This window comes from Pseudoduganella ginsengisoli (assembly GCF_009720865.1).
GTDB classification, from domain to species: Bacteria; Pseudomonadota; Gammaproteobacteria; order Burkholderiales; family Burkholderiaceae_D; genus Rugamonas; species Rugamonas ginsengisoli.
On the sequence record NZ_WNLA01000011.1, the window covers coordinates 128,535 to 149,709 of the forward strand.

Consider the following 21,175-nt stretch of genomic DNA (forward strand, 5'->3'; position numbering starts at 1 on the left):
AACTTAAATGGAATGCTGGATGGATGCCAGTACTGCGCGGGTGGCAGCAGGAATCGGTACGGAACGGTTGCTGCTGCGGTCCACGTAGACGTGCACGAAATGCCCGGCCGCGCAGGGCAGCGGATCGTCGTTGCGGTACAGTGCGATCTCGTAGCGGACACTGGAATTGCCCAGTTTCGCTACGCGGATACCCGCATGGACGATATCCGGAAAGCTGATCGAACTGAAATACGAGCAACCCGAATCCACGACAAAGCCGACCACCTCTCCCAGGTGGATATCAAGCACGCCGCGCTCGATTAAAAACTGGTTCACGGCTGTATCGAAATATGAGTAATAAACAACATTGTTGACATGGCCATAAATGTCATTGTCCATCCAGCGGGTTGGGATGGACAGAAAATGAGGAAATTGCGAACGGCTGGCATCACGCATCGTCAGGAAGCTCCGGTGAATGAGGTACAATGGACCCTTTACGCGCTTGGCAAATACAGCGCAGCAAAACAATACCATCATTAAAGGTTTCCTCCCATGAGTCTCCAATGCGGCATCGTCGGCTTGCCTAACGTCGGCAAGTCCACCCTGTTCAATGCTCTGACCAAGGCCGGCATCCCGGCTGAAAACTATCCGTTCTGCACCATCGAGCCTAACGTCGGCGTAGTGGAAGTGCCGGATCCGCGTATGGCTGCGCTGGCAGAGATCGTCAAGCCGGAGCGTATGGTTAACGCCATCGTGGAATTCGTCGATATCGCCGGTCTGGTGGCAGGCGCGTCGCAGGGTGAAGGCTTGGGCAACCAGTTCTTGTCGCACATCCGCGAAACCGACGCGATCGTCAACGTGGTGCGCTGCTTTGAAGATGAAAACGTGATTCACGTGGCCGGTAAAGTCAGCCCGCTGGACGACATCGAAGTGATCCAGACCGAACTGGCGCTGGCCGACCTGGGTACTGTGGAAAAAGCTATCCACCGCGAAAACAAGAAAGCCCGTTCCGGCGACAAGGATGCTGCCAAGCTGGTGGCCCTGCTGGAAAAAATTGTTCCGCAACTGAACGAAGCCAAGCCGGTGCGCGCCATGGGCCTGGATGCCGACCAGATGGCGCTGATCAAGCCACTGTGCCTGATCACCGCGAAGCCAGCCATGTACGTAGCCAACGTGTCTGACGACGGTTTCACCAACAACCCGCTGCTGGACCAGTTGACCGAATACGCGAAATCGCAAAACGCGCCGATCGTGGCAATTTGCGCCGCCATCGAAGCGGAAATCGCTGACCTGGACGATGCAGACAAAGCCGCCTTCCTGGCTGACATGGGCATGGAAGAGCCGGGTCTGGACCGCTTGATCCGCGCCGGCTACAAACTGCTGGGCCTGCAAACCTACTTCACGGCTGGCGTCAAGGAAGTGCGCGCGTGGACCATCCATATCGGCGACACGGCGCCACAGGCAGCCGGCGTGATCCACACCGACTTCGAACGCGGCTTCATCCGCGCGCAAACCATTGCTTACGACGATTACATCCAGTACAAGGGTGAAGCGGGCGCCAAGGAAGCGGGCAAGATGCGCGCTGAGGGCAAGGACTATGTGGTCAAGGATGGGGATGTGTTGAACTTCTTGTTCAACGTGTAATCTCTGCTGTTTGCAATAAAAAAGCCGCGCCATGCGCGGCTTTTTTTTTGCTCTACTTCAATGGCTGTAACGCTCTGACGGCCTATGCTGACCCTCCCGCCGCAAGTGTTGCGGAGTCCATCAGGAGGCACCATGCGCTATCCTGGCCCTATGCTGTTCGCAATGGCGTTATGCGCCAATAACGCCATTGCGGCTCCTCGCTTTGAAGACTTTCCCGCCACAAAATACACCGGCAAGATTGCCCAGGTCCGCCTGGCGGATGCCAGAAGCCGGCAATATGCCAGTGTGCTGCGTGCTGGCGTAAAAGGAGCGCCTAATTTCGCCGGCCATTATTTCCTTGTTACGTGGGGATGTGGCGCGTCCTGCATAACAGGCGCCGCCATTGATGCCGGGACAGGCAACGTCACATGGCTTCCCTTTACAGTTTGCTGCTGGCCGCTCCAAATTTCCGAACCACTAGCGTTTCGCCGCGACAGCAATTTGCTGGTGACGCATGGCGCATTGAACGAAATGGGGGACAGCAGCGCCATGCATTATCACGTTCTCGAGAACGGAAAATTTTCGGGAAAATGACCATGCAGGACTGTTCCTACACCCCCTGTGCCCGTGTACCGATGCCCCTGTCCTGCTGATCGGCCTACGATGGACAGCCATGCATATGGAAGGAGAGGGTCATGATCAATCGATTTATTGCACTGGGCGCGCTGGCACTGGGCGGCGCTTACCTGGCAAAGAAGTACAGCAGCAAGAATGCCGAGGCACGGTCAGATTCCACCGTGCAGGATTCCATCATCGTCAATGTGCCCGTTCGCACGGCATATGACCAGTGGACCCAGTTTGAAGAGTTTCCAAAATTCATGGACAGCGTCCAGGAAGTCAAACAGCTCGACAACAAACGGCTGCACTGGAAAGCCGAAGTAATGGGCAAGCCCATTGAATGGGATGCGGAAATTACCGAACAATTGCCCGACCAGTGTATTGCGTGGCGCAGCACGTCCGGCAAGCAAAATGATGGCACGGTACGGTTCGACAAGCTGTCGGAAAACCGCACCCGCATTCGTCTGGAAATAGTGTACGTGCCGGAAGGCCCGGTTGAAACCATCGGGGACGCCATGGGGGGCGTGCGCCTGGAAGCACGCAGCAACTTGAAGAAATTCAAGCAAATGATCGAGGGGCGCGGCAAGCAGACAGGCGGTTGGCGCGGTGTCATCCAGGACCAGCCCGCTGGTCATCCCGCGACCTGACAGGCTGGCGGCCGTCGCGGCCCGCGTTATTCGCGCGGCCCGCGCAGGCGTGTCAGGGCTTGCCCACCGCCACAGCCGCTGTCTCCGCCACGGCAGGTTTGAGCGGCGCGGCGCCATAGGCATACACGTCCGCGCCAATGGCATACGCGCGGAAGCTTGCGCCGTCCGGCAAGATGCGGATCTTATTGACGACGCGGCCCAGGTCGACGGCTTGCCACGTCTTGCCGCCATCGCGGGTTTCAAAGCCGCCTTTGCTGGTGCCGACCCAGCCCAGTTGGGGCGTGGCAAAGCCGACGCCGAATTCGCGCACGCCGGCGTCATCGACCAGCGGCAATTCCTGCCATGTCTTGCCGCCATCGGTGGTCTTCGCCACGCGGCGCACGGTTTCATTTTTGTCCGGGTTGTAGTTCTGGATGGTGGCGTAGCCGACGTCGCGCGTGGGGAAGCTGCCTTTCCACGTCAATTCATAAGGACGCGCGGATTCATAGACTTTGCTCCACGTCTTGCCGCCGTCATGCGTTGCCACGATCAGTGCGTGCGAACGTTCGATGTTCGCGTCCGACCCCGCAAACACGATGCCGTTCATTTCGTCAAAGAATTTGACGTCCACGATCATGGCGACCCACGGCGACATGTCGATATTGGTCCACGTGGCGCCGCCGTCGAGCGAACGCAGCAGGAAGGCAGGGCCGCCCACGCGGCCGCCCGCATGCACGACGGTGCGCTGGTCCAGCACGCCCGCATTGATGAATTGCGATTTCAGGATATCGATGGCGCAAATGCCTTTGACGGGTGCGCCGGGCAAGTTTTTCACGGCTTGCCACGTGGCGCCGCCATCGTGCGTCTCATACAGGGGATTGGTGTCGGTGACGCCAGGGAAGTACTCGGTGCCGATATTGCCCGCGAAGCCGTGGCGCGCATCGACCATGCCGATGGCGCGGAAATACGTGCCCGGCTGCTGCAACACGCGGGTCCAGTTTTGGCCGCCGTCGCCGGTACGGTAGATATTGCCCTGGCCATTGACGTAAAAGCCCGTCTGCGTGTCGATGAAATACACATCGTCTTGCTTGCCCTTGTACGCTTCCGTCGGCAGCTTGTGCCATTGCGCGTCTGCTGCATTTGCCGTTGCTGCCATTGCCAGCAATACACTGGCCATCCATGCCCGCATTACCACTCCCGCGATTGCCAAAAAGGCATGAATTATAACTAATTATTTCTGTGTGGATTCAAATTCCGCAATGGTTTTAGTGAATTGATCCATCAATGGATTCGGCACGGCCAGTGACAGTTGATAATGTGCAATTTCCAGCTTGCCGCCCGTGTTATGGATGACGCCGCTGGCTTGGCACACGCCCATTTGCGTCTTCAACTGTTCGTCAAACCATGCATAGCGCTGGTCCGGCGACCAGTACACATTGCGTTTGATGGCCGTGAACGCCCAGGCTTTCTTGCGGTCGAAGAACGGTTTGGCCCACACGCGGAATTGTTCCGTGGTCCACACTTCGGATTTATCCGTGCCGATATAAATGCCGTCTTTTGCCATTTTGTCGAAATACACTGGATCGGCCTTGGCCGCATCCGCATGCCACTGGTCGACAAACGCATTGATGTGCTGGCGGAACACGGCATCGTCCACCGCCCAGGCGGACAAGGTGCTCAGTGACAGGCACAGCGCGGCTAACCAGCGTTTCATAGAATCTCCTTGAAAGCCATTGAGCATACACGATGCGTGCGGGGGGCTGGCTGTATAATCTGCCAACCCGCCTGCCGGCATGTCCGGCAAGCATTCTTCTCACCTCTAAAGAACAACATGGCTTCATCCAACGATAACGTCAGCATGGCGCTGTTCTGCGACTTTGAAAACGTCGCCCTGGGCGTGCGAGACGCCAACTATGAAAAATTCGATATCAAGCCAGTGCTGGAACGGTTGCTGCTGAAGGGCAGCATCGTGGTCAAGAAAGCCTATTGCGACTGGGACCGGTACAAGGGCTTCAAGTCCCCCATGCATGAAGCGAACTTCGAGCTGATTGAAATCCCCCACGTGCGCCAGTCCGGCAAAAATTCCGCCGACATCCGCATGGTCGTCGATGCACTGGACCTGTGCTACACCAAGTCCCATGTCAACACCTTCGTCATCATTTCCGGCGATTCCGACTTTTCGCCGCTGGTGTCGAAATTGCGTGAAAACGCGAAAAAAGTCATTGGCGTGGGCGTCAAGCAATCGACGTCGGATTTGCTGGTGGCGAACTGCGACGAATTTATTTTCTACGATGACCTGGTGCGCGAACGCCGCCGCGCGGACGCCGCCAAGCGCGATACCCGCGAAGGCCAGGGCGCCAAGCGCACGCCGGAAGAAGAAAAGCGCCGCCGCGAAGAAATGGACAAGCGCCGTACGCAGGCCGTGGAAATGGCTGTGGAAACGTTCGATGCGCTGGTGCTGGAACGGGGCGATACGGGCAAGATCTGGGCTTCCGTGCTGAAAGAAGCCATCAAGCGCCGCAAGCCGGACTTCAGCGAGTCGTACTACGGCTTCCGGACATTCGGCAATTTGCTGGAAGAAGCGCGTGCCCGTGGCTTCCTGGAATTCGGCCGCGATGAAAAATCCGGTGCGTATGTGTACCGTGGCACCGGTGTGCCGGTCCCGGTTGCGGAAGGCGCCGTGGCGGCCGACGGCGTGGCGCCGGTGCAGGGCGAAGGCGCCGAGGCGCCACAGGGCCGTAACGAGGGAGGGCGCCGTGGCCGCAACCGTGGCCGCGACCGCCGTCCATTCCCGAATGCGGGCCGTGTGAGTGAAGAAGCCGCGTCGGATTTGCAAGTGGCGCAGGAAGAAAACGCTTACGCGCAGGCGGAAGCGGAACATGCGGCCGATGACGCATCGTTTGTCCAGCACCCGGAAGATGCGGGCCTGGAGCAGGCCGGTGTGGCAGCGGATGAAGTGGCTGATGCCGCCGCCGTGGCGGAAGCAGCCAATACGGACGCGGAAACCGCAGCGGAGGCCGAAGCGGCTGTGCCAGCCGCTGTGGCGCAGCCTGCGGACCACGCCAAGCGCAAACCGCAGAAACTGCCGGCGCGCGCAGCGAAGGCCGCCAAGCTGAAGGCGCAGCAAGCTGCCGCCAAGGCGGGAGCGCAGGCCGTTGCAGCGCCGGCCGAGCAGGATGTTGCGGCGGACGCCGCGCCGCCCGAACCGGCCACCGTGCTGGACGTGACGGCAGCCGTGGTGGCAGACGTGGCGGCTGAAACGTCGGCACAGGATGCGGTGGAGGCGGCACAGGCTGCGGAAGCGGCGCCGCTGGACGAAGCCAAGCCCGCCGCCAAGTCCGGCCGGGGCCGCGCTCCGGCAAAAGGGCGCGGCGGCAAAGGTACGCCGCGTGCGGCCAAGCCCGAAGCTGCCGGCCAGCCTGCACAGGCTGCGCCGGCCGAAACGGCCGCACAGCCGCAAGAGGCTGCGCCTGCGGCGCCAGCCGAAGGCGCGGATGCGGCCCATGCAGCCAAGCCGGCGCGCAAGCCCTCGTCGCGTGGTCCGCGCCGTCCGCGCAAGCCGGACGCCAAACAGGGGTAATTGACCTGCCGCGTCTTGCCAGTCAGGCAAGACGCATGCTGGCGCAGTCTCCTGCCAGCCGGGCGGGCCGTTGTAGCAGCTCGCCACGCACGGCCGTACAGATTTACTGCTGTGCACTTTACTGCCATACTGCCTACTCGTATAAACATTCAGGCAGTGCGCATGGCAATTCTTTCTGAAATCACCCTCTATCCCATTAAATCCTGCGCCGGCATGGCGCTGCGTTCCGCCACCGTGACCCGTGCCGGGCTGATGACGGAACAGATTTATGACCGGGAATGGGTGGTGGTCGATGAAAACGGCATGGCCATGACGCAGCGCGAGCACCCGCGCATGGCGCTGATCGTGCCGAAACTCAAAGCCGATACGCTGGAATTGCGCGCACCCGGCATGCTGCGCCTGGAAATCGAACTGGGTTTGCCCGATCCGGAACTGGCGCCCACGCTGCAAGTGCAGGTGTGGGATGACACGGTGCTCGCTTACGATTGCGATGCGACGACGGCCGCATGGTTCACGAATTTCCTCGGCGTGCCGTGCCGCCTGGCGCGCTTCCACGCGAATGCGCACCGGGCCGTATCGGCCAAGTGGACCAATGGCGTCGAAGCGGTCACGCTGTTTTCCGACGGTTACCCGATACTCGTGGCAGGCAGCGCGTCGCTCGATGACGTCAACGCGAAGCTGGTGGCGGCGGGACGTTCCGCGCTGCCGATGAACCGCTTCCGCCCGAATATCGTCATCGCCGGTATCGAAGCATTTGAAGAAGATTATGCGGAATCGCTGCGCATCGGCGATGTGCTGCTCAAACCCGTCAAGCCGTGCCCGCGCTGCCCGATGCCGTCGATCGACCAGGCCACGGGGGAATTCGGGCCGGATCCGCTCGACGTCATGCAGGGTTACCGGGCCAAGGAAGAAGTGGACGGCGCCATTTGTTTCGGCATGAATGCCATCGTCATGGAAGGCGATGGCCAGCGCTTGCAGGTGGGGCAGGAAATCGAGGTTACGCTGGCGTTTTGAGGGATGGATATGACCCAGACGAAAGTGCCTGAACTGGCGGAAGTGCTGGCGGAAAACCAGGCGCTGCGCTCGCGCATGGCGTATTTGCTGGAACAGGCCGAGCGCAATCATTCGATCATGATGCGGCACCAGGCGTTCGACCTGGATATCGTCAGCGCCGGCACGTTCCAGGAATTGGTCAGCACCATCTTCCGCAACTTGCCGATTATTTCCAGCCTCGATGCCGTCACGTTGACCTTGCTGGACGAAGATGCCGACATCCAGTCCGTGATGGGCAAGCTGGGCGTCAATTTCGCGGAATTCCCGGATTTGCTGTTTGCCGACAGTATCGAAGGACTGGGCATCGACCTGGCCGAGCGCACGGAAGGTGCGAAGCCGCCGAAGCCGCGCCTGTGCATGTACGACCCTTTGCGGCATGCATACGCGTTCCCGAGCCCGTTGCATGGTTTGCAGAGCGTGGCGCTGGTGCCCCTGCTGCGCAACAAGCGCATCATCGGCAGCCTGAATTTGGGCAGCAGCGATCCCACGCGTTTCACGCCCAGCATGGCGACGGATTTCGTCGAACACATGGCGTCCATCATTGCCATTTGCCTGGAAAACGTCATCAGTAATGAAATGCTGAAGTACATCGGGCTGACGGATTCGCTGACGGGTGTGTACAACCGCCGCTATATGGACCGGCGCCTGATCGAAGAAATCTCGCGCGCGCGGCGCCAGGAATACGATATCGCGTTCATGTACATCGACATCGACCACTTCAAGCGCGTCAACGACACGATAGGCCACCAGGGGGGCGATGAAGTGCTGCGTGAAGTGGCGTCCCGTATCAAGAATGAATTGCGCCTGTCGGATTCGCTGGCGCGCTTTGGCGGTGAAGAATTCGTCGTGCTGCTGATTAATGCAAACCTGGACAGTGCGGCATTCGTGGCGGAACGCATCCGCGCCAGCATTGCCGCCAGCATGATCGACGTGTCGCCCAGTGTGCAGATTTCCGTCACGGCGTCGCTGGGTGTTGCTTGCCTGGACCGCAGCGTGCTTGATACGCCGGTGGAAGCGGCTGCGATGGAATTGATTGCGCAGGCCGATGCGGCGCTGTACCAGGCCAAGGATGGCGGGCGTAACCGGGTCATCAGCTATCGCCCCGCAACCTGACGCCCTACGACGCCAGCAACTGGTTCTCCGCCCGCGCCACGGCATCGGCCGATCCGCGCACGACGACCACGTCGCCCGCCTCCAGCTCCGTATCCCCCGTCACATTGACGCCACCCTTGCCACGCCGGATCGACGCCACATCCGCCCCCATGGCGCGCAAGCCCAGGTCGCGGATACGCTTGCCGATGCACGACGCATTTTCGCCCAGTGGAATCGAGTGCAGGCGCACCAGTTCCGCATCCTCACCCGCGTCGCTGGCGCCATGGAACCAGCCCCGCAGCGACGCATAGCGCGCATCCCGCGCCGCCTGCACGCGGTGCACGACGCGCCGCAGCGGCACGCCCAGCATCACCAGCGCATGCGACGCCAGCATCAGGCTGCCCTCCATCAATTCCGGCACGACTTCCGCCGCGCCGGCAGCTTTCAGCCGGTCCAGGTCGGTATCGTCATGGCTGCGCACGATGACTGGTAACGTTGGCGCCAGTTCATGCACGAGGTGCAGCACGCGCAGCGCGGACGGCGTGCTGGCATACGTGATGACGACCGCGCTGGCGCGGTAGATACCGGCCGCCACCAGGCTTTCGCGTCGTCCCGCGTCGCCATATGACACGCTGGCGCCCGCCGATTGTGCTTCCTGCACCCGCTCCGGGTCCAAATCCAGCGCGTGATACGCGATATTTTCGTCCGTCAGCAACGTTGCCAGGCTCTGGCCGCTGCGGCCGAACCCCGCGACGATCACGTGCTTTTGCTGCGCCATTGTGCGGGTCGCGATCTTGGTCAGCGCCAGCGATTGCATCATCCACTCGTTGTTGGAGACTTTCATGACCAGCTGGTCGGACTTGGAAATGATGAATGGCGCGAGCAGCATCGACAGCACCATCGACGCCAGCACGACTTGCACGATGAACGGGTCCATCAGCGACATGCCGCCCGCCAGGTTCAGCAGCACGAAGCCGAATTCTCCGGCCTGCGCCAGCGCCAGCCCGGTGCGCATGGACACGCCGTCCGACGCGCCAAACAGCTTGGCCAGGCCGGCAATCAGCGCGAACTTCAACAGCACGGGACCGGCCAGCAACACCAGCACCAGCCACCAGTTTTCAATGACGAGACGGACGTTGAGCAGCATGCCCACGTTGATAAAGAACAGCCCCAGCAACACGTCGCGGAACGGTTTGATGTCTTCTTCCACCTGGTGCTTGTATTCCGTTTCCGAAATCAGCATGCCGGCCACGAAAGCGCCCAGCGCCATCGACAAGCCGGCTTTTTCCGTGATCCACGCGGCGCCCAGGGTAATTAACAGCAGGTTCAGCATGAACAATTCTTGCGAACGCCGTTTGACGACGACCGTAAACCAGCCCCGCACCAGCTTTTGTCCCACGAACAGCAGCAGCACCAGCACCAGCGTGGCTTTACCGGCTGCCAATGCCAGGGTTTCCGCCAGGTCGTCCGGATTTTTTGCCAGCGAAGGGATCAGAATCAGCAGCGGCACCACGGCCAAATCCTGGAACAGCAGCACGCCGATGATTTTGCGGCCGTGCTCGCTTTCCAGTTCCAGCCGTTCCGTGAGCATTTTCACCACAATGGCAGTCGATGACATGGCCAGCGCACCGCCCAGTGCAAATGATGCCTGCCAGCCGATGTGCAGCGATGGCAATTGCAGCGTCAGGATCCAGCCCAGCCCCATGGCCGCCACGATGGTCAGCGCCACCTGCGCCATGCCCAGGCCAAACACGATGTTGCGCATGGCCATCAATTTGGGCAGCGAGAATTCCAGCCCGATGGAAAACATCAGGAACACGACGCCGAATTCAGCGAAGATATGGCTCGCTTCGTTTTGCTCGGCCAACCCCAGCGCATGGGGGCCGATGACAATGCCGACGGCCAGATAGCCCAGCATCGGGGGCAGGTGCATCATCCTGAACGCGACCACGCCCAGCACAGCGCTGCCTAGCAGCAAGAGGGTCAGTTCAAGCGGAGAAAACATTCAGTCGTCGATCCAGTGGCGGGCGGTTCCGTTGTTATTCAGGACTGGCAAGTTTTTTGCTTACGCAATTCGGATATACTTCCGGCATGAGTGTAACCGATGAAAAACCTATGCTGAAAGCTTTTGACAACAAGACCGCAGAGCGCGCGCTGCAACTGGCCCGCGAAACCCTGCAAATCGAGGGCGATGCCATCGCTGCCCTGCATGCCCGACTGGCCACGGACGATAGCGTGGGCAAGGCGGTCGCTATGTTGCTCAATTGCAAAGGACGCGTTGTCGTGTCCGGCATTGGCAAATCCGGCCACATTGCGCGCAAGATTGCCGCCACCTTGGCGTCCACCGGCACCCCGGCCTTGTTTGTCCACCCGGCCGAAGCGGCGCATGGCGACCTGGGCATGGTGACGGCGGACGACGCCTTCATCGCGATTTCCTATTCCGGCGAAAGCTCGGAATTGATGGCGATTTTGCCCGTCGTGAAACGCATGGGCAGCACCTTGATTTCCATTACCGGCAAACCAGGTTCCAGCCTGGCGCAACTGGCTGACGTGCACCTGGACGTGTCGGTGGAAAAAGAAGCGTGCCCGCTGAACCTGGCGCCGACCGCCAGCACCACCGTCACGCTGGCGCTGGGCGACGCGCTGGCCGTGGCGCTGCTGGATTTGCGCGGTTTCAAGGAAGAAGACTTTGCCCGCTCGCACCCGGGCGGCGCACTGGGCCGCCGTTTGCTGACGCACGTGCGCGACATCATGCGCACGGGCGACGCCGTGCCGGCCGTCAAACCCGATACCCGTTTGCCGGATGCGCTGCTGGAAATCACGCAAAAGGGAATGGGCATGACGGCCATCGTCGATGACGGGAACAAGCCGCTGGGCGTGTTCACGGACGGCGACTTGCGCCGCATGATTGAAAAAGTGCAGGACTTCAGCAAGGTCGTCATCAAAGACGTCATGCATGTGAACCCGCGCAGCATTTCTCCGGACAAGCTGGCCGTGGATGCTGTCGCCATCATGGAACAATTCCGCATCAACCAGATGCTGGTGACGGGCGACGATGGAACATTGGTCGGCGCGCTGCATATCCATGACCTGACCCGTGCCAAGGTGATTTAATGCGTAAGGCTTACGATCTCGGAAACGTGGCGCGCGCCGCGAAAGTCAAACTGTTTATCTTCGACGTCGATGGCGTGCTGACCGATGGCAGCCTGCATTACGGTCCCGAAGGTGAAATGATGAAAACCTTCAACGTGCAAGATGGCCTGGGCATCAAATTGCTGCAGGAAGCGGGCATCAAGACCGCCATTATTAGTGCGCGCCGCTCGGCCGTCGTGGTGGCGCGGGCCCGTGACCTGGGCATTGAATTCGTCCACCAGGGCGGCCACGACAAATTGACGCCTTTTAAAGATTTGCTGAGCAAGACCGGACTGACCGAGGAAGAAGTGGCTTTCATCGGCGATGACGTGGTGGATTTGCCTATCCTGTCGCGCGTGGGGTTTGCCGTGGCCGTGCCGAATGCGCGCGCCGACGTGCTGTCCCGCGTGCACCACGTGACGGAAGCCCATGGCGGCCGGGGCGCCGTGCGCGAAGTGTGTGAATTCGTGCTGCGCGCCACCGGCAACTATGACAAGGTCATGGCCCAGTTCCTCGTATGAATCGAGGTCGATAAGCATGCGCAAGGAAAGAACCGCCCACCGCTGGCGCCTGGGACTGACCATGACGGCCGGGGTGCTGGTTGCCTGCGGCTCGTTCTGGCTGGTGCAACTGCTGAACCGCAGCGGCGACGCCATGCAGGCCGATGCCAAGGCGAACGAGCCGGATTACATCATTGAACACTTTTCCGCCGTACGCATGGGCAAGGATGGCAAGCCTGCGTATATCGTGTCCGGCGACAAGCTGGTGCACCGTCCGGTTGACGATGCGTCCGATATTGAAAAGCCGGTGGTGCGCAACATGGGTGAAGGCCACCCGCCGATGGATATTCATGCCACCCGCGGGCGGGTGGATGAAAACAATACCCGCGTCACGTTGAAAGACAATGTGCGCGTGGACCGCGAAGCGAGCGGCAAATCTGCCGCGATGGTGATGACCACGCAATCGATGACGGTGTATCCGGATGAAGACCGGATGGAGACGGACCAGCCTGTGCAAGTGCTGCAGGGCGGCGCCAGCATGACGGCGCAGGGCATGCGCGCAAATAACGCGACGCGCGAAGTGCACTTGAAAGGCCGTGGCTCCATCGTGTTGCCGCCGAAGGCGCAACCTTAAACAGTGGTAACTGAGAATGGAAGTGGGACGTATGGCGATTAAATACTTTGCGGCGGCAGCCGCGCTGTTGCTGGCGATGGGCGCCAGCCACGCTGAAAAGGCTGACTCGTACAAGAAAACAGAAATTGAGTACGACACGGCCGACCTGGACGACGTCAAGCAAATCCAGACCTTGCGTGGCAATGTCGTGCTGACGCGTGGCACCCTGAAGATGAAGTCGGCCATGGCCGTCGTCACGCAAGATGCGGAAGGCTACCAGTACGTGACGTTGACGGGCGCGCCAGGCAAGCCGGCCACGTTCCGCCAAAAGCGCGATGGCGCCGGTGACCAGTGGGTCGAAGGCGAAGCCGAACGTATTGATTACGATGGCCACATTGAACTGGTCAAACTGTTTTCGAAAGCGAAAATCCGCCGCCTGGAAGGCAGCCGTCCCAGCGATGAAGTGGCCGGCGAATTCATTTCCTATGACAGCCGCAAGGAATACTTCAGCGTGCGCAATACCGTGACGGGCGACAGCAAGCCGGGCGCGGGCCGCGGCACGATGGTGATCCAGCCGTCGTCCAAGCGGGTGCCGCCGGAAGGCGCCGTGCAGCCTGAGGCGGGGAAATAAGATGGCGCAGGCAGAAGTTCAGGCCACGGCCTCCTGCGGCAGCACCTTGCTGGTGCGCGGCCTGCAAAAGTCGTATGGCAAGCGCCAGGTCGTGCATGACGTGTCGCTGCAAGTCGAATGCGGCGAAGTGGTGGGATTGCTGGGGCCAAATGGCGCCGGCAAGACCACGTCGTTTTACATGATTGTGGGCCTGGTGCCGTCCGACGCGGGCAGCATCGACATTGCCGGCACGGACGTGTCGTCGATGCCGATCCATAAGCGCGCGGCGCTGGGCTTGTCGTACCTGCCACAGGAAGCTTCGGTCTTCCGCAAGCTGACAGTGGAAGAAAATATCCGCGCGGTGCTGGAGATCCAAAAGGTCAACGGCAAACCGCTGCCGAAGGCGGACATCGACGAGCGGCTGAACCGGCTGCTGGCGGATCTGCAAATCGAGAAATTACGTGAAAACCCGGCGCTGTCGCTGTCTGGCGGCGAGCGCCGCCGCGTGGAAATCGCGCGGGCACTGGCAACCAATCCCCGCTTCGTGCTGCTGGATGAACCGTTTGCCGGCGTCGATCCGATTGCCGTCATCGAGATCCAGCGCATTGTGCGCTTCCTCAAGGAGCGTGGCATTGGTGTGCTGATCACTGACCACAATGTGCGCGAAACGCTGGGTATCTGCGACCGCGCGTACATCATCAACCAGGGCGCTGTGCTGGCGTCGGGCCGTCCGGACGACATCATTGCCGACGAATCCGTGCGCCGCGTCTACCTGGGTGAACATTTCCGTATGTAGAAGCCATGAAACAGTCACTGCAACTTCGTACTTCGCAGCACCTTGCGCTGACTCCGCAACTACAGCAGTCGATCCGCCTGCTGCAATTGTCCACGCTGGAGCTGCATCAGGAACTGGAACAAATCCTCGGCGAAAATCCGCTGCTGGAACGGCTCGACGATCCGCTTGACCACTCCGTGCGCCTGCTGGCCGATGGCGCCATCAGCGCTCCGGCGCCCAACGGCGCGGAAGCCACGCCGGATACGCTGGCGCCGCCGCAAGATGGCGCCGCGCCCGCCGAAGGCGACACGCCCTATGAAGGCGGCGCGGACGGCGCCGATGGCGGCGACAGCGCCAGCGCTGCCGATGGCGACAGCGACTGGGGCGAAGTGGGCCGCGCCAAGAACCCGGACGACGACGATTCCCGCCCGCAAATCGAAGCCAGCCACTGCACGCTGCGCGAACATTTGCTGGAACAAATGCGCGTGACGGTGACGGAAGAGCGCGACCGCGTATTGATGGAATTGATCATCGATGCGCTGGACGACAATGGTTACCTGGAGGAATCGCTGGAAGAAATCCATGCCCGCTTGCCGGAAGAAGCGGAAGTGGAGCTGGATGAGTTGCGCACGTCGCTGACATTGCTGCAGAGTTTTGATCCTGCCGGCGTGGGGGCGCGCAGCGCGTCCGAATGCCTGGCGTTGCAAATCAAGCAACTTCCTGGTATTCCGCTGGTGACGCGCCGCATGGCGCTGCTCATCGTCGACAAATACCTGACGTGGTTTGCCCAGCGTGAATTCAACAAGTTGAAAAAAGCGCTGGATTGCGATGACGAAGACTTGCGTGAAGCGCAAGCCGTGATTCGCCAGTGCAATCCGCACCCGGGCGCGGAATTCGCGTCGGACGTGTCGGATTACGTGGTGCCGGACGTGATCGTCAAGAAAGTGCGCAATGGCTGGCAAGTATCGCTGAACAATGACGTGATGCCGAAGCTGCGCGTCAACGCCATGTACGCCAACTTGCTGAAGCAGGGCAGGGGGGAATCCGCCATGGGCGCGCAGTTGCAGGAGGCCAAGTGGCTGATTAAAAACATGCGCCAGCGCTTCGACACCATCTTGCGCGTGGCGGAAGCCATCGTCGAGCGCCAAAAGAATTTCTTCTCCCACGGCGCGGTTGCCATGCGCCCCCTTGTGTTGCGTGAAATTGCTGATACACTGGGTCTACACGAGAGCACTATTTCTCGCGTAACAACTCAAAAATACATGCTGACGCCTCATGGCATGTTTGAGTTGAAATATTTCTTTGGCAGCCACGTCGCGACAGAAGCAGGAGGAGAGGCGTCCTCCACGGCGATACGGGCGCTGATAGTGCAATTGACAGGAGCTGAAGACCCGAAAAATCCATTATCCGACAGTAAGATTGCGGACATGCTGGGGGAACAAGGCATGGTAATTGCGCGACGGACTGTTGCCAAATATCGCGAAGCATTGAAAATCCCGCCTGTAAGTCTGCGAAAAGCTCTGTAGTGTTATTGGGTTCCCCTGCGCGCCACAGCATAACTGCGATGCGTACGAACCCTCATCTTTAGGAGTGTGTATGAATCTCACCATCAGTGGACATCATCTCGAAGTGACCCCCGCGATTCGCGAATACGTTCAGAACAAACTGGAGCGCGTAAAACGTCACTTTGATCAAGTAATTGATATTGCTGTCATCCTGACTGTAGATAACCTCACCGAGAAAGAGAAAAGGCAGAAGGCCGAGATCAACCTACGAATGTCCGGCAAGACCGTGTACGTGGAAAGCCTGTCGCAAGACCTGTACGCTGCCATCGATACGCTGGTCGACAAACTGGATCGCCAGGTTATGAAATACAAATCCAAAGTACAAGATCATAACCACACGGCCATCAAACACATCCCGGATAATTACGAGCCTGCCACCACCGCATAAGACGGTCCCTGGCACACGGACGAAAAGGGCGCATCGGCGCCCTTTTTTGCGCTTATTTTCCGCCGCGCTTGTCCTTGAAGAAATTCCACATTTCATCGGCCATATCGACATCGTGGTTCATGTTGCCCAGCAGCTTGCGCAGTACCCACGGTAATTCTTCGGTTTTGGATGCGTGGACGTGGCCGCCGCCGTCGACGCGCACAAAGGCCACTTGCACAGCGGACGGATCGGTCCCCCACACATAGCGCGTGGCGGACGTCTTATCGTCGGCTTTCAAGTGCGGATAATGGTAAGTGGCCGGCGTATCCGGCAGCCCTGCATTCTTGCGCCATAGCATGACAGTCTCATCCATGCTGACGCCCGTGCCCCGGCCAGTCATCAGCCAGTGGCCCAGTTTGCCGCCTTGGTAGGGAATGATTTCATCAGCCGTCCCATGCAGCATGAACACGGATAGCGGCCGCGATGGCGCCTTGCAACTGCTATGCGCGGCCATCACGGAACCGGAAACGCCGATGGCGGCCAGGCGCGGCGCGAGTTCAATACCAAGACGGTAAGCCATACCACCACCATTCGAGGCGCCGTAGATATAAATGCGTGCAGGGTCGGCGTGGTGTTCGGTGATGGCTCTGTCGATCAGCTCGGACAAGAAGCCGACGTCGTCGGACGTGGCATTGGTCTCCGTATCGCCACGGCAATCGTTCCACGCCCGTTTTCCGTCGCTGGCTTTGACGCCATCCGGTGCGATCAGCAAGATTTTTTCCCGTTCCGCCAGGCGCAACCAGTCTTGTGACCGGTATCCCATAAAGGATGACAGGCCGAGCATGGACGCAGCTGACGCGCCATGGCCGTGCAACAAGATAATGGTAGGGCGTTTTTCCGGCGGCAGGCTAGCCGGTTCCATCACAATGTAATGGCGGCTGCCTTCGGGCCGGGCCAGTGCCTTATCCGCCACGGTGGCGTTGGCAGTATGAATCGCCGATGAAGCCAGCAGTAATGCACAGATGGAGCGCAGTTGCATGCAAAGCCTTGAGGTATGTATGAAATACCAATGCTGGCATGGAATTTCCATATGATCAACGCTTTCGTGGCCGCGTTAGAATAAGCGCCTCTCAACCTTTACAAAGTTCTTGCCATGAGCGAACACGTTCTTACCCAAGTCAGCAACGGTACTGGTTTCATTACGCTGGACCGTCCCAAGGCGCTGAATTCGCTGTCGCTGGACATGGTGCGCGCAATGACGGAAACCTTGCTGGCGTGGCGCGACGATGCGCAAGTGGCGGCCGTGGTCTTGCGCAGCAGCAGTGAAAAAGCGCTGTGTGCAGGCGGCGATATCCGTTTCTTCCATGACGTGGGCAAAGCCACGCCCCAGGGCGGCAGCGCCTTGCTGGAAGATTTCTTCACGGAAGAATATGCGCTGAACCATTTGATTCACTTTTATCCGAAACCGTATATCGCGCTCATGGATGGCGTGGTAATGGGCGGCGGCATGGGCGTCGCGCAAGGCGGCCCCGGATGCGGCGTGCGCATCGTGACGGAACGCACGAAGATGGCCATGCCGGAAGTCAACATCGGCTTGTTCCCGGATGTGGGTGGCAGCCATTTCCTGTCGCATGCGCCGGGCCGCCTGGGGCGCTACCTGGGCGTCACCGGGGTGACGGTGGGCGCAGCCGATGCGCTGTACGTGGGCCTGGCGGACCATTTTGTGCCGGTGGCGCAATTGCCGGCATTGTCTGCGTTGATGGAGACGACGCCGGGCGCCCGGTTGGCGCAAGCCATTGCGGACTTTGCCGCGCCATTCCGCGCACAGGCCGGCGTGGCTGTGATGGAAACGCAGCGCGATGCGATCGAACGCCATTTCGCGGCGGATACCGTGGCGGGCATGATGGCGTCGCTGGCCGGCGATAGCGGTGAATTTGCGCAAAAGACGCTGCACATCATGCAGGGCCGTTCGCCGCTGATGATGTGCGTGACCCTGTCACTGCTGGACCGCGGCGCTGCCATGGATGTGGCAGATTGCCTGCGCATGGAGCGCAACGTGGTTCGCCGCAATTTCGAACATGGCGAAGTGCTGGAAGGCGTACGCGCGCTGGTGATCGACAAGGATAATGCGCCGAAGTGGTCGCCTGCAACACTGGATGAGGTGACGGCTCAGATGGTGGAGCGCTTCTTTGAGCCGGCGTGGCCGGCGTGGGCGCATCCGCTGCGCCATTTGGCGTAAACAAACAAGGGCCTGCAATGCAGGCCCTTGTTTTACGACTGTTCGCGGTGCCGCAGCACGACACGTTCGGACTGGTGGAAATGCTTCGCCAGCCGTTCCGCCATGTACACGGAGCGGTGCTGTCCGCCCGTGCAGCCAATGGCGACCGTCAGATAGCTGCGGTTATCGCCTTTGAACGATGGCAGCCACTTGGTAATGAAATCGCGGATATCCTTGAACATTTCGTCGGCGCTTGGCTGCGCGTCGAGAAATGCAATCACGGGCGCATCGCGGCCATTCAGTGGGCGCAGCGACAGGTCATAGTAGGGATTGGGAATGGCGCGCACGTCAAACACGAAGTCCGCATCGAGCGGCACGCCCAGTTTGAATGCAAACGATTCAAAGAACACGGTCAGCGGCGCGTTTTCACTTTGCACCAGGTCCTTGACCCACGCGCGCAGCTTGTTCGCGCTCAATTCCGACGTGTCAATCACGTGTCCCAGCTGTTCAATCGTCGACAGGCGTTCCCGTTCTTCCAGGATGCATTCAATTAACGTGCGGCGTGCAGCCGGGTTGTGACCCGGTTTTAATTCATGCGACAGCGGGTGGCTGCGGCGCGTTTCCGAAAAGCGGGCCACGAGGGAATGGGTATTCGCTGTCAGGAACATGATTTTTACGTCATGGCCCTGCACGCGCAGGTCGCTGACGACACCAGGCAAGCTGGCCAGCGATTGGGAACTGCGCGCATCCACGGCCACGGCCAGCGCTTGCGTACCTTCGTCGGTCAACTGGGTGACCAGCTGGGCCAGCAAGGCTGGCGGCAAATTGTCCACGCAGTAGAAGCCTGTGTCCTCCAGGACATTCAGGGCAACGGATTTTCCAGAGCCGGATATACCGGTAATGAGCACGATTCGCATAGGTATTGATAATACCTCAATGACTACTGATAGTGCTCACCGGTGCAAGAAACTTAATCGCCCGACATCGCCTGGCGCTGGCGCTCCATGAATTCCTGTAAGGTATCGATGCCGCGCAGTTGAAGGATGGTATTGCGCACGGCGGCTTCCAGCAGCACCGCAATGTTGCGGCCGGCTGCCACGGGGATGACGACTTTGCGGATCGGCAAGCCCAGCACATCTTCCGTTGGGAATTGGAATGGCAAGCGTTCCACTTCTTCTTCCAGCGCGGAGCGGCGCACCAGATGCACGATCAATTTCAGGCGCATTTTGCGGCGCACGGCGGTTTCGCCAAAGATGGCTTTAATGTCCAGCAAGCCCAGTCCGCGCACTTCCAGCAAGTTTTGCAGCAGGGCAGGGCAGCGGCCTTCAATCATGTTCGGCGCAATGCGGGCAAATTCCACGGCATCGTCCGCCACCAGGCCGTGGCTGCGGGAAATCAATTCCAGGCCCAATTCCGATTTGCCGAGGCCCGAATCGCCGGTAATCAATACCCCCACACCCAGCACGTCCATAAACACGCCGTGCATGATGATGCGCTGCGCCAGCTTCTTCGACAGGTACACGCGCAAGAAGTCGATCACCTGGGCGGCAGGCAGCGGCGTGGAAAACAGGGGGATATTTTTCTCGTCGCAAATGGCGAGAATGTCTGGCGGCGTTTCCAAACCCTGCGCAATGATCAGCGCGGGCGGCCCGCCAGCAATCAGCTCGCCGATCACGTGGGCGCGCGTCAGCGATTTCAAGCGCTGGTAATAATTGATTTCCTGGTGCCCGAACACCTGGATACGGCCCGGGTGGATGGTATTCAAGTGGCCGACCTGGTCGGCGGCAGAGGCGACGTCGCCGGAAATCAGGCGTTCGCCGCCGGGAAACCCGGCAAACCACCCCAGTTGCAAACTTTCACGATTGTCGTCATACAGGCGTTGGATCGTCAGTGGCGTTTGCAGCATGGTTGGTCAATTCAGGGTGGCAACCCCGACAGTTTAACCTGCTGCTTGCAACGTGGGTTGCCAATTCACGATACGCGAATATACGGATTGCGGATCGGGATCGGTCGCCAGGGCGGTGCGGAACGCGTCGTCCGAGAACATTTCCGCGATTTCCGACAGGATTTCCAAGTGTTGCTGCGTGACGTGGTCGGGAATCAACAGGAAGAACAGCAGGCTGACTGGCTTGCCGTCGGGCGACTCAAATGGAATCGGCTCAGCCAGCCGGACAAATGCCGCCAGCGGCGACTTCAAGCTCTTCATGCCTTTAATGCGCCCGTGCGGAACCGCCACGCCATGCCCCAGACCCGTCGACCCCAGGCGCTCGCGCGCGAACAGGTTGTCGGAGACGGTCGAGCGGGCAATGCCGCAATTGTTTTCGAAGATCAGACCGGCTTGCTCGAAAGCGCGCTTCTTGCTGGACACTTCTAAGTCCAGTTGAACGTTTTCGAGTGAAAGGATTTTGCTCAGGTTATTCATAACGCGACGTGGAATGGTGCGGCGCACAAAGATGGCATGCGAGCAGAATTATAGGCTTGTTTTACAGCCGTGTAACATGAATTCGCTTGCGCCGGCGCAGGCCGTAGCATTGTTAAAAATACAAACTGGCTCGGTTGAGCTCTCCGCACGCACTTTTCAGCGTAAACGCCAGATTTTTACCTGAGAGAATGCGGTTTCGCCAATTTTTCAACGTCTATTAGAGTTAACGGCAGCAGCTTTGAAAACTGCAATACTTCTTGACTCATTGTAAGACAATTTTGAGGCAGGTGATACACGGCGGGATAGACATGCGCTAAAAACTGACACATTCCGGGTAGTGGAATGGACAGTGTTGCATGCAATGATGGAGCGGATATGGAGGCAGCACGGCTGTGCCGCAAG

At 59.7% G+C, this 21,175-nt stretch carries 22 protein-coding genes; 14 read left to right on the forward strand and 8 right to left on the reverse strand.

The features are described from left to right. Positions 1-3 precede the first annotated feature (3 nt). On the reverse strand, positions 4-435 hold the full coding sequence (locus tag GM668_RS16875) for an acyl-CoA thioesterase (RefSeq protein ID WP_371868724.1): 432 nt from the start codon (positions 433-435) through the stop codon (positions 4-6). Between the two features lie 96 nt (positions 436-531). Between GM668_RS16875 and ychF the strand changes: the two genes are divergently transcribed. The 3 genes from ychF to GM668_RS16890 all read left to right on the forward strand — a co-directional run bounded on the left by ychF (position 532) and on the right by GM668_RS16890 (position 2,867). Then, positions 532-1,623 carry a redox-regulated ATPase YchF gene (gene ychF, locus GM668_RS16880; protein WP_155440117.1) on the forward strand — a complete coding sequence of 364 codons (1,092 nt, stop codon included), beginning with the start codon at positions 532-534 and terminating at the stop codon, positions 1,621-1,623. A 132-nt stretch (positions 1,624-1,755) separates the two neighbouring features. Then, a complete protein-coding gene (locus GM668_RS16885; protein WP_155440118.1) occupies positions 1,756-2,196 on the forward strand; it encodes a hypothetical protein in 441 nt (146 codons plus the stop codon). A 101-nt stretch (positions 2,197-2,297) separates the two neighbouring features. Further along, the gene (locus tag GM668_RS16890; RefSeq protein ID WP_155440119.1) at positions 2,298-2,867 is read left to right on the forward strand and encodes an SRPBCC family protein; all 570 of its coding nucleotides are present in this window, start codon (positions 2,298-2,300) and stop codon (positions 2,865-2,867) included. Positions 2,868-2,919: 52 nt separating this feature from the next. On the opposite strand, the gene GM668_RS16895 is transcribed toward GM668_RS16890, so the two are convergent. Then, the gene (locus tag GM668_RS16895) at positions 2,920-4,035 is read right to left on the reverse strand and encodes a WD40/YVTN/BNR-like repeat-containing protein (protein ID WP_155440120.1); all 1,116 of its coding nucleotides are present in this window, start codon (positions 4,033-4,035) and stop codon (positions 2,920-2,922) included. 42 nt (positions 4,036-4,077) lie between these two features. Beyond that, positions 4,078-4,560: a nuclear transport factor 2 family protein gene (locus GM668_RS16900; protein ID WP_155440121.1), complete on the reverse strand. Its 483-nt coding sequence runs from the start codon at positions 4,558-4,560 to the stop codon at positions 4,078-4,080. Positions 4,561-4,677: 117 nt separating this feature from the next. On the opposite strand from GM668_RS16900, the gene GM668_RS16905 reads away from it, so the two are divergent. From GM668_RS16905 to GM668_RS16915, 3 genes are all read left to right on the forward strand, one after another. After that, positions 4,678-6,426 (forward strand): NYN domain-containing protein, encoded by a 1,749-nt coding sequence (locus GM668_RS16905; RefSeq protein ID WP_155440122.1) that lies wholly within the window; start codon positions 4,678-4,680, stop codon positions 6,424-6,426. Between the two features lie 162 nt (positions 6,427-6,588). Beyond that, positions 6,589-7,440, forward strand: a complete 852-nt coding sequence (locus tag GM668_RS16910) for an MOSC domain-containing protein (RefSeq protein WP_155440123.1) — start codon at positions 6,589-6,591, stop codon at positions 7,438-7,440. Between the two features lie 9 nt (positions 7,441-7,449). Next, positions 7,450-8,592, forward strand: a complete 1,143-nt coding sequence (locus GM668_RS16915; protein ID WP_229499438.1) for a GGDEF domain-containing protein — start codon at positions 7,450-7,452, stop codon at positions 8,590-8,592. Between the two features lie 4 nt (positions 8,593-8,596). Here GM668_RS16915 and GM668_RS16920 read toward each other — a convergent pair whose 3' ends face one another. Continuing rightward, positions 8,597-10,576 carry a monovalent cation:proton antiporter family protein gene (locus GM668_RS16920; RefSeq protein ID WP_155440125.1) on the reverse strand — a complete coding sequence of 660 codons (1,980 nt, stop codon included), beginning with the start codon at positions 10,574-10,576 and terminating at the stop codon, positions 8,597-8,599. Positions 10,577-10,686: 110 nt separating this feature from the next. On the opposite strand from GM668_RS16920, the gene GM668_RS16925 reads away from it, so the two are divergent. The 7 genes from GM668_RS16925 to hpf all read left to right on the forward strand — a co-directional run bounded on the left by GM668_RS16925 (position 10,687) and on the right by hpf (position 16,154). Further along, positions 10,687-11,685: a KpsF/GutQ family sugar-phosphate isomerase gene (locus tag GM668_RS16925; protein WP_155440126.1), complete on the forward strand. Its 999-nt coding sequence runs from the start codon at positions 10,687-10,689 to the stop codon at positions 11,683-11,685. After that, positions 11,685-12,224 carry a KdsC family phosphatase gene (locus GM668_RS16930; RefSeq protein WP_155440127.1) on the forward strand — a complete coding sequence of 180 codons (540 nt, stop codon included), beginning with the start codon at positions 11,685-11,687 and terminating at the stop codon, positions 12,222-12,224. Before GM668_RS16925 ends, GM668_RS16930 begins: the two co-directional genes overlap by 1 nt. Positions 12,225-12,240: 16 nt before the next feature. Continuing rightward, positions 12,241-12,837 (forward strand): LPS export ABC transporter periplasmic protein LptC, encoded by a 597-nt coding sequence (gene lptC / locus GM668_RS16935; RefSeq protein ID WP_155440128.1) that lies wholly within the window; start codon positions 12,241-12,243, stop codon positions 12,835-12,837. A gap of 31 nt (positions 12,838-12,868) precedes the next feature. Continuing rightward, on the forward strand, positions 12,869-13,447 hold the full coding sequence (gene lptA / locus GM668_RS16940; RefSeq protein ID WP_155440129.1) for a lipopolysaccharide transport periplasmic protein LptA: 579 nt from the start codon (positions 12,869-12,871) through the stop codon (positions 13,445-13,447). A 1-nt stretch (position 13,448) separates the two neighbouring features. Then, positions 13,449-14,222: an LPS export ABC transporter ATP-binding protein gene (lptB, locus tag GM668_RS16945; RefSeq protein WP_155440130.1), complete on the forward strand. Its 774-nt coding sequence runs from the start codon at positions 13,449-13,451 to the stop codon at positions 14,220-14,222. A 5-nt stretch (positions 14,223-14,227) separates the two neighbouring features. Then, positions 14,228-15,727, forward strand: a complete 1,500-nt coding sequence (locus GM668_RS16950) for an RNA polymerase factor sigma-54 (protein ID WP_155440131.1) — start codon at positions 14,228-14,230, stop codon at positions 15,725-15,727. Between the two features lie 70 nt (positions 15,728-15,797). Further along, positions 15,798-16,154 (forward strand): ribosome hibernation-promoting factor, HPF/YfiA family, encoded by a 357-nt coding sequence (hpf, locus tag GM668_RS16955; RefSeq protein WP_155440132.1) that lies wholly within the window; start codon positions 15,798-15,800, stop codon positions 16,152-16,154. A gap of 52 nt (positions 16,155-16,206) precedes the next feature. On the opposite strand, the gene GM668_RS16960 is transcribed toward hpf, so the two are convergent. Continuing rightward, a complete protein-coding gene (locus tag GM668_RS16960) occupies positions 16,207-17,172 on the reverse strand; it encodes a CE1 family esterase (protein ID WP_155440133.1) in 966 nt (321 codons plus the stop codon). A gap of 114 nt (positions 17,173-17,286) precedes the next feature. Between GM668_RS16960 and GM668_RS16965 the strand changes: the two genes are divergently transcribed. Beyond that, positions 17,287-18,372: an enoyl-CoA hydratase/isomerase family protein gene (locus GM668_RS16965; protein ID WP_155440134.1), complete on the forward strand. Its 1,086-nt coding sequence runs from the start codon at positions 17,287-17,289 to the stop codon at positions 18,370-18,372. Between the two features lie 32 nt (positions 18,373-18,404). On the opposite strand, the gene rapZ is transcribed toward GM668_RS16965, so the two are convergent. The 3 genes from rapZ to GM668_RS16980 are packed head-to-tail and all read right to left on the reverse strand — an operon-like array spanning position 18,405 to position 20,773. Next, the gene (gene rapZ, locus GM668_RS16970) at positions 18,405-19,268 is read right to left on the reverse strand and encodes an RNase adapter RapZ (protein ID WP_155440135.1); all 864 of its coding nucleotides are present in this window, start codon (positions 19,266-19,268) and stop codon (positions 18,405-18,407) included. Positions 19,269-19,321: 53 nt separating this feature from the next. Then, a complete protein-coding gene (gene hprK, locus GM668_RS16975) occupies positions 19,322-20,257 on the reverse strand; it encodes an HPr(Ser) kinase/phosphatase (protein WP_154375133.1) in 936 nt (311 codons plus the stop codon). 33 nt (positions 20,258-20,290) lie between these two features. Next, entirely contained in the window at positions 20,291-20,773 is a 483-nt protein-coding gene (locus tag GM668_RS16980; protein ID WP_155440195.1) for a PTS sugar transporter subunit IIA, read from the reverse strand. Between the last annotated feature and the right edge of the window lie 402 nt (positions 20,774-21,175).

What these genes read in the sequence shown, in the direction of transcription:
- GM668_RS16875 (WP_371868724.1), bottom strand. Translation starts at nt 435, where the DNA reads ATGCGTGATGCCAGCCGTTCGCAATTTCCTCATTTTCTGTCCATCCCA.
- ychF (WP_155440117.1), top strand. Translation starts at nt 532, where the DNA reads ATGAGTCTCCAATGCGGCATCGTCGGCTTGCCTAACGTCGGCAAGTCC.
- GM668_RS16885 (WP_155440118.1), top strand. Translation starts at nt 1,756, where the DNA reads ATGCGCTATCCTGGCCCTATGCTGTTCGCAATGGCGTTATGCGCCAAT.
- GM668_RS16890 (WP_155440119.1), top strand. Translation starts at nt 2,298, where the DNA reads ATGATCAATCGATTTATTGCACTGGGCGCGCTGGCACTGGGCGGCGCT.
- GM668_RS16895 (WP_155440120.1), bottom strand. Translation starts at nt 4,035, where the DNA reads ATGCGGGCATGGATGGCCAGTGTATTGCTGGCAATGGCAGCAACGGCA.
- GM668_RS16900 (WP_155440121.1), bottom strand. Translation starts at nt 4,560, where the DNA reads ATGAAACGCTGGTTAGCCGCGCTGTGCCTGTCACTGAGCACCTTGTCC.
- GM668_RS16905 (WP_155440122.1), top strand. Translation starts at nt 4,678, where the DNA reads ATGGCTTCATCCAACGATAACGTCAGCATGGCGCTGTTCTGCGACTTT.
- GM668_RS16910 (WP_155440123.1), top strand. Translation starts at nt 6,589, where the DNA reads ATGGCAATTCTTTCTGAAATCACCCTCTATCCCATTAAATCCTGCGCC.
- GM668_RS16915 (WP_229499438.1), top strand. Translation starts at nt 7,450, where the DNA reads ATGACCCAGACGAAAGTGCCTGAACTGGCGGAAGTGCTGGCGGAAAAC.
- GM668_RS16920 (WP_155440125.1), bottom strand. Translation starts at nt 10,576, where the DNA reads ATGTTTTCTCCGCTTGAACTGACCCTCTTGCTGCTAGGCAGCGCTGTG.
- GM668_RS16925 (WP_155440126.1), top strand. Translation starts at nt 10,687, where the DNA reads ATGCTGAAAGCTTTTGACAACAAGACCGCAGAGCGCGCGCTGCAACTG.
- GM668_RS16930 (WP_155440127.1), top strand. Translation starts at nt 11,685, where the DNA reads ATGCGTAAGGCTTACGATCTCGGAAACGTGGCGCGCGCCGCGAAAGTC.
- lptC (WP_155440128.1), top strand. Translation starts at nt 12,241, where the DNA reads ATGCGCAAGGAAAGAACCGCCCACCGCTGGCGCCTGGGACTGACCATG.
- lptA (WP_155440129.1), top strand. Translation starts at nt 12,869, where the DNA reads ATGGCGATTAAATACTTTGCGGCGGCAGCCGCGCTGTTGCTGGCGATG.
- lptB (WP_155440130.1), top strand. Translation starts at nt 13,449, where the DNA reads ATGGCGCAGGCAGAAGTTCAGGCCACGGCCTCCTGCGGCAGCACCTTG.
- GM668_RS16950 (WP_155440131.1), top strand. Translation starts at nt 14,228, where the DNA reads ATGAAACAGTCACTGCAACTTCGTACTTCGCAGCACCTTGCGCTGACT.
- hpf (WP_155440132.1), top strand. Translation starts at nt 15,798, where the DNA reads ATGAATCTCACCATCAGTGGACATCATCTCGAAGTGACCCCCGCGATT.
- GM668_RS16960 (WP_155440133.1), bottom strand. Translation starts at nt 17,172, where the DNA reads ATGCAACTGCGCTCCATCTGTGCATTACTGCTGGCTTCATCGGCGATT.
- GM668_RS16965 (WP_155440134.1), top strand. Translation starts at nt 17,287, where the DNA reads ATGAGCGAACACGTTCTTACCCAAGTCAGCAACGGTACTGGTTTCATT.
- rapZ (WP_155440135.1), bottom strand. Translation starts at nt 19,268, where the DNA reads ATGCGAATCGTGCTCATTACCGGTATATCCGGCTCTGGAAAATCCGTT.
- hprK (WP_154375133.1), bottom strand. Translation starts at nt 20,257, where the DNA reads ATGCTGCAAACGCCACTGACGATCCAACGCCTGTATGACGACAATCGT.
- GM668_RS16980 (WP_155440195.1), bottom strand. Translation starts at nt 20,773, where the DNA reads ATGAATAACCTGAGCAAAATCCTTTCACTCGAAAACGTTCAACTGGAC.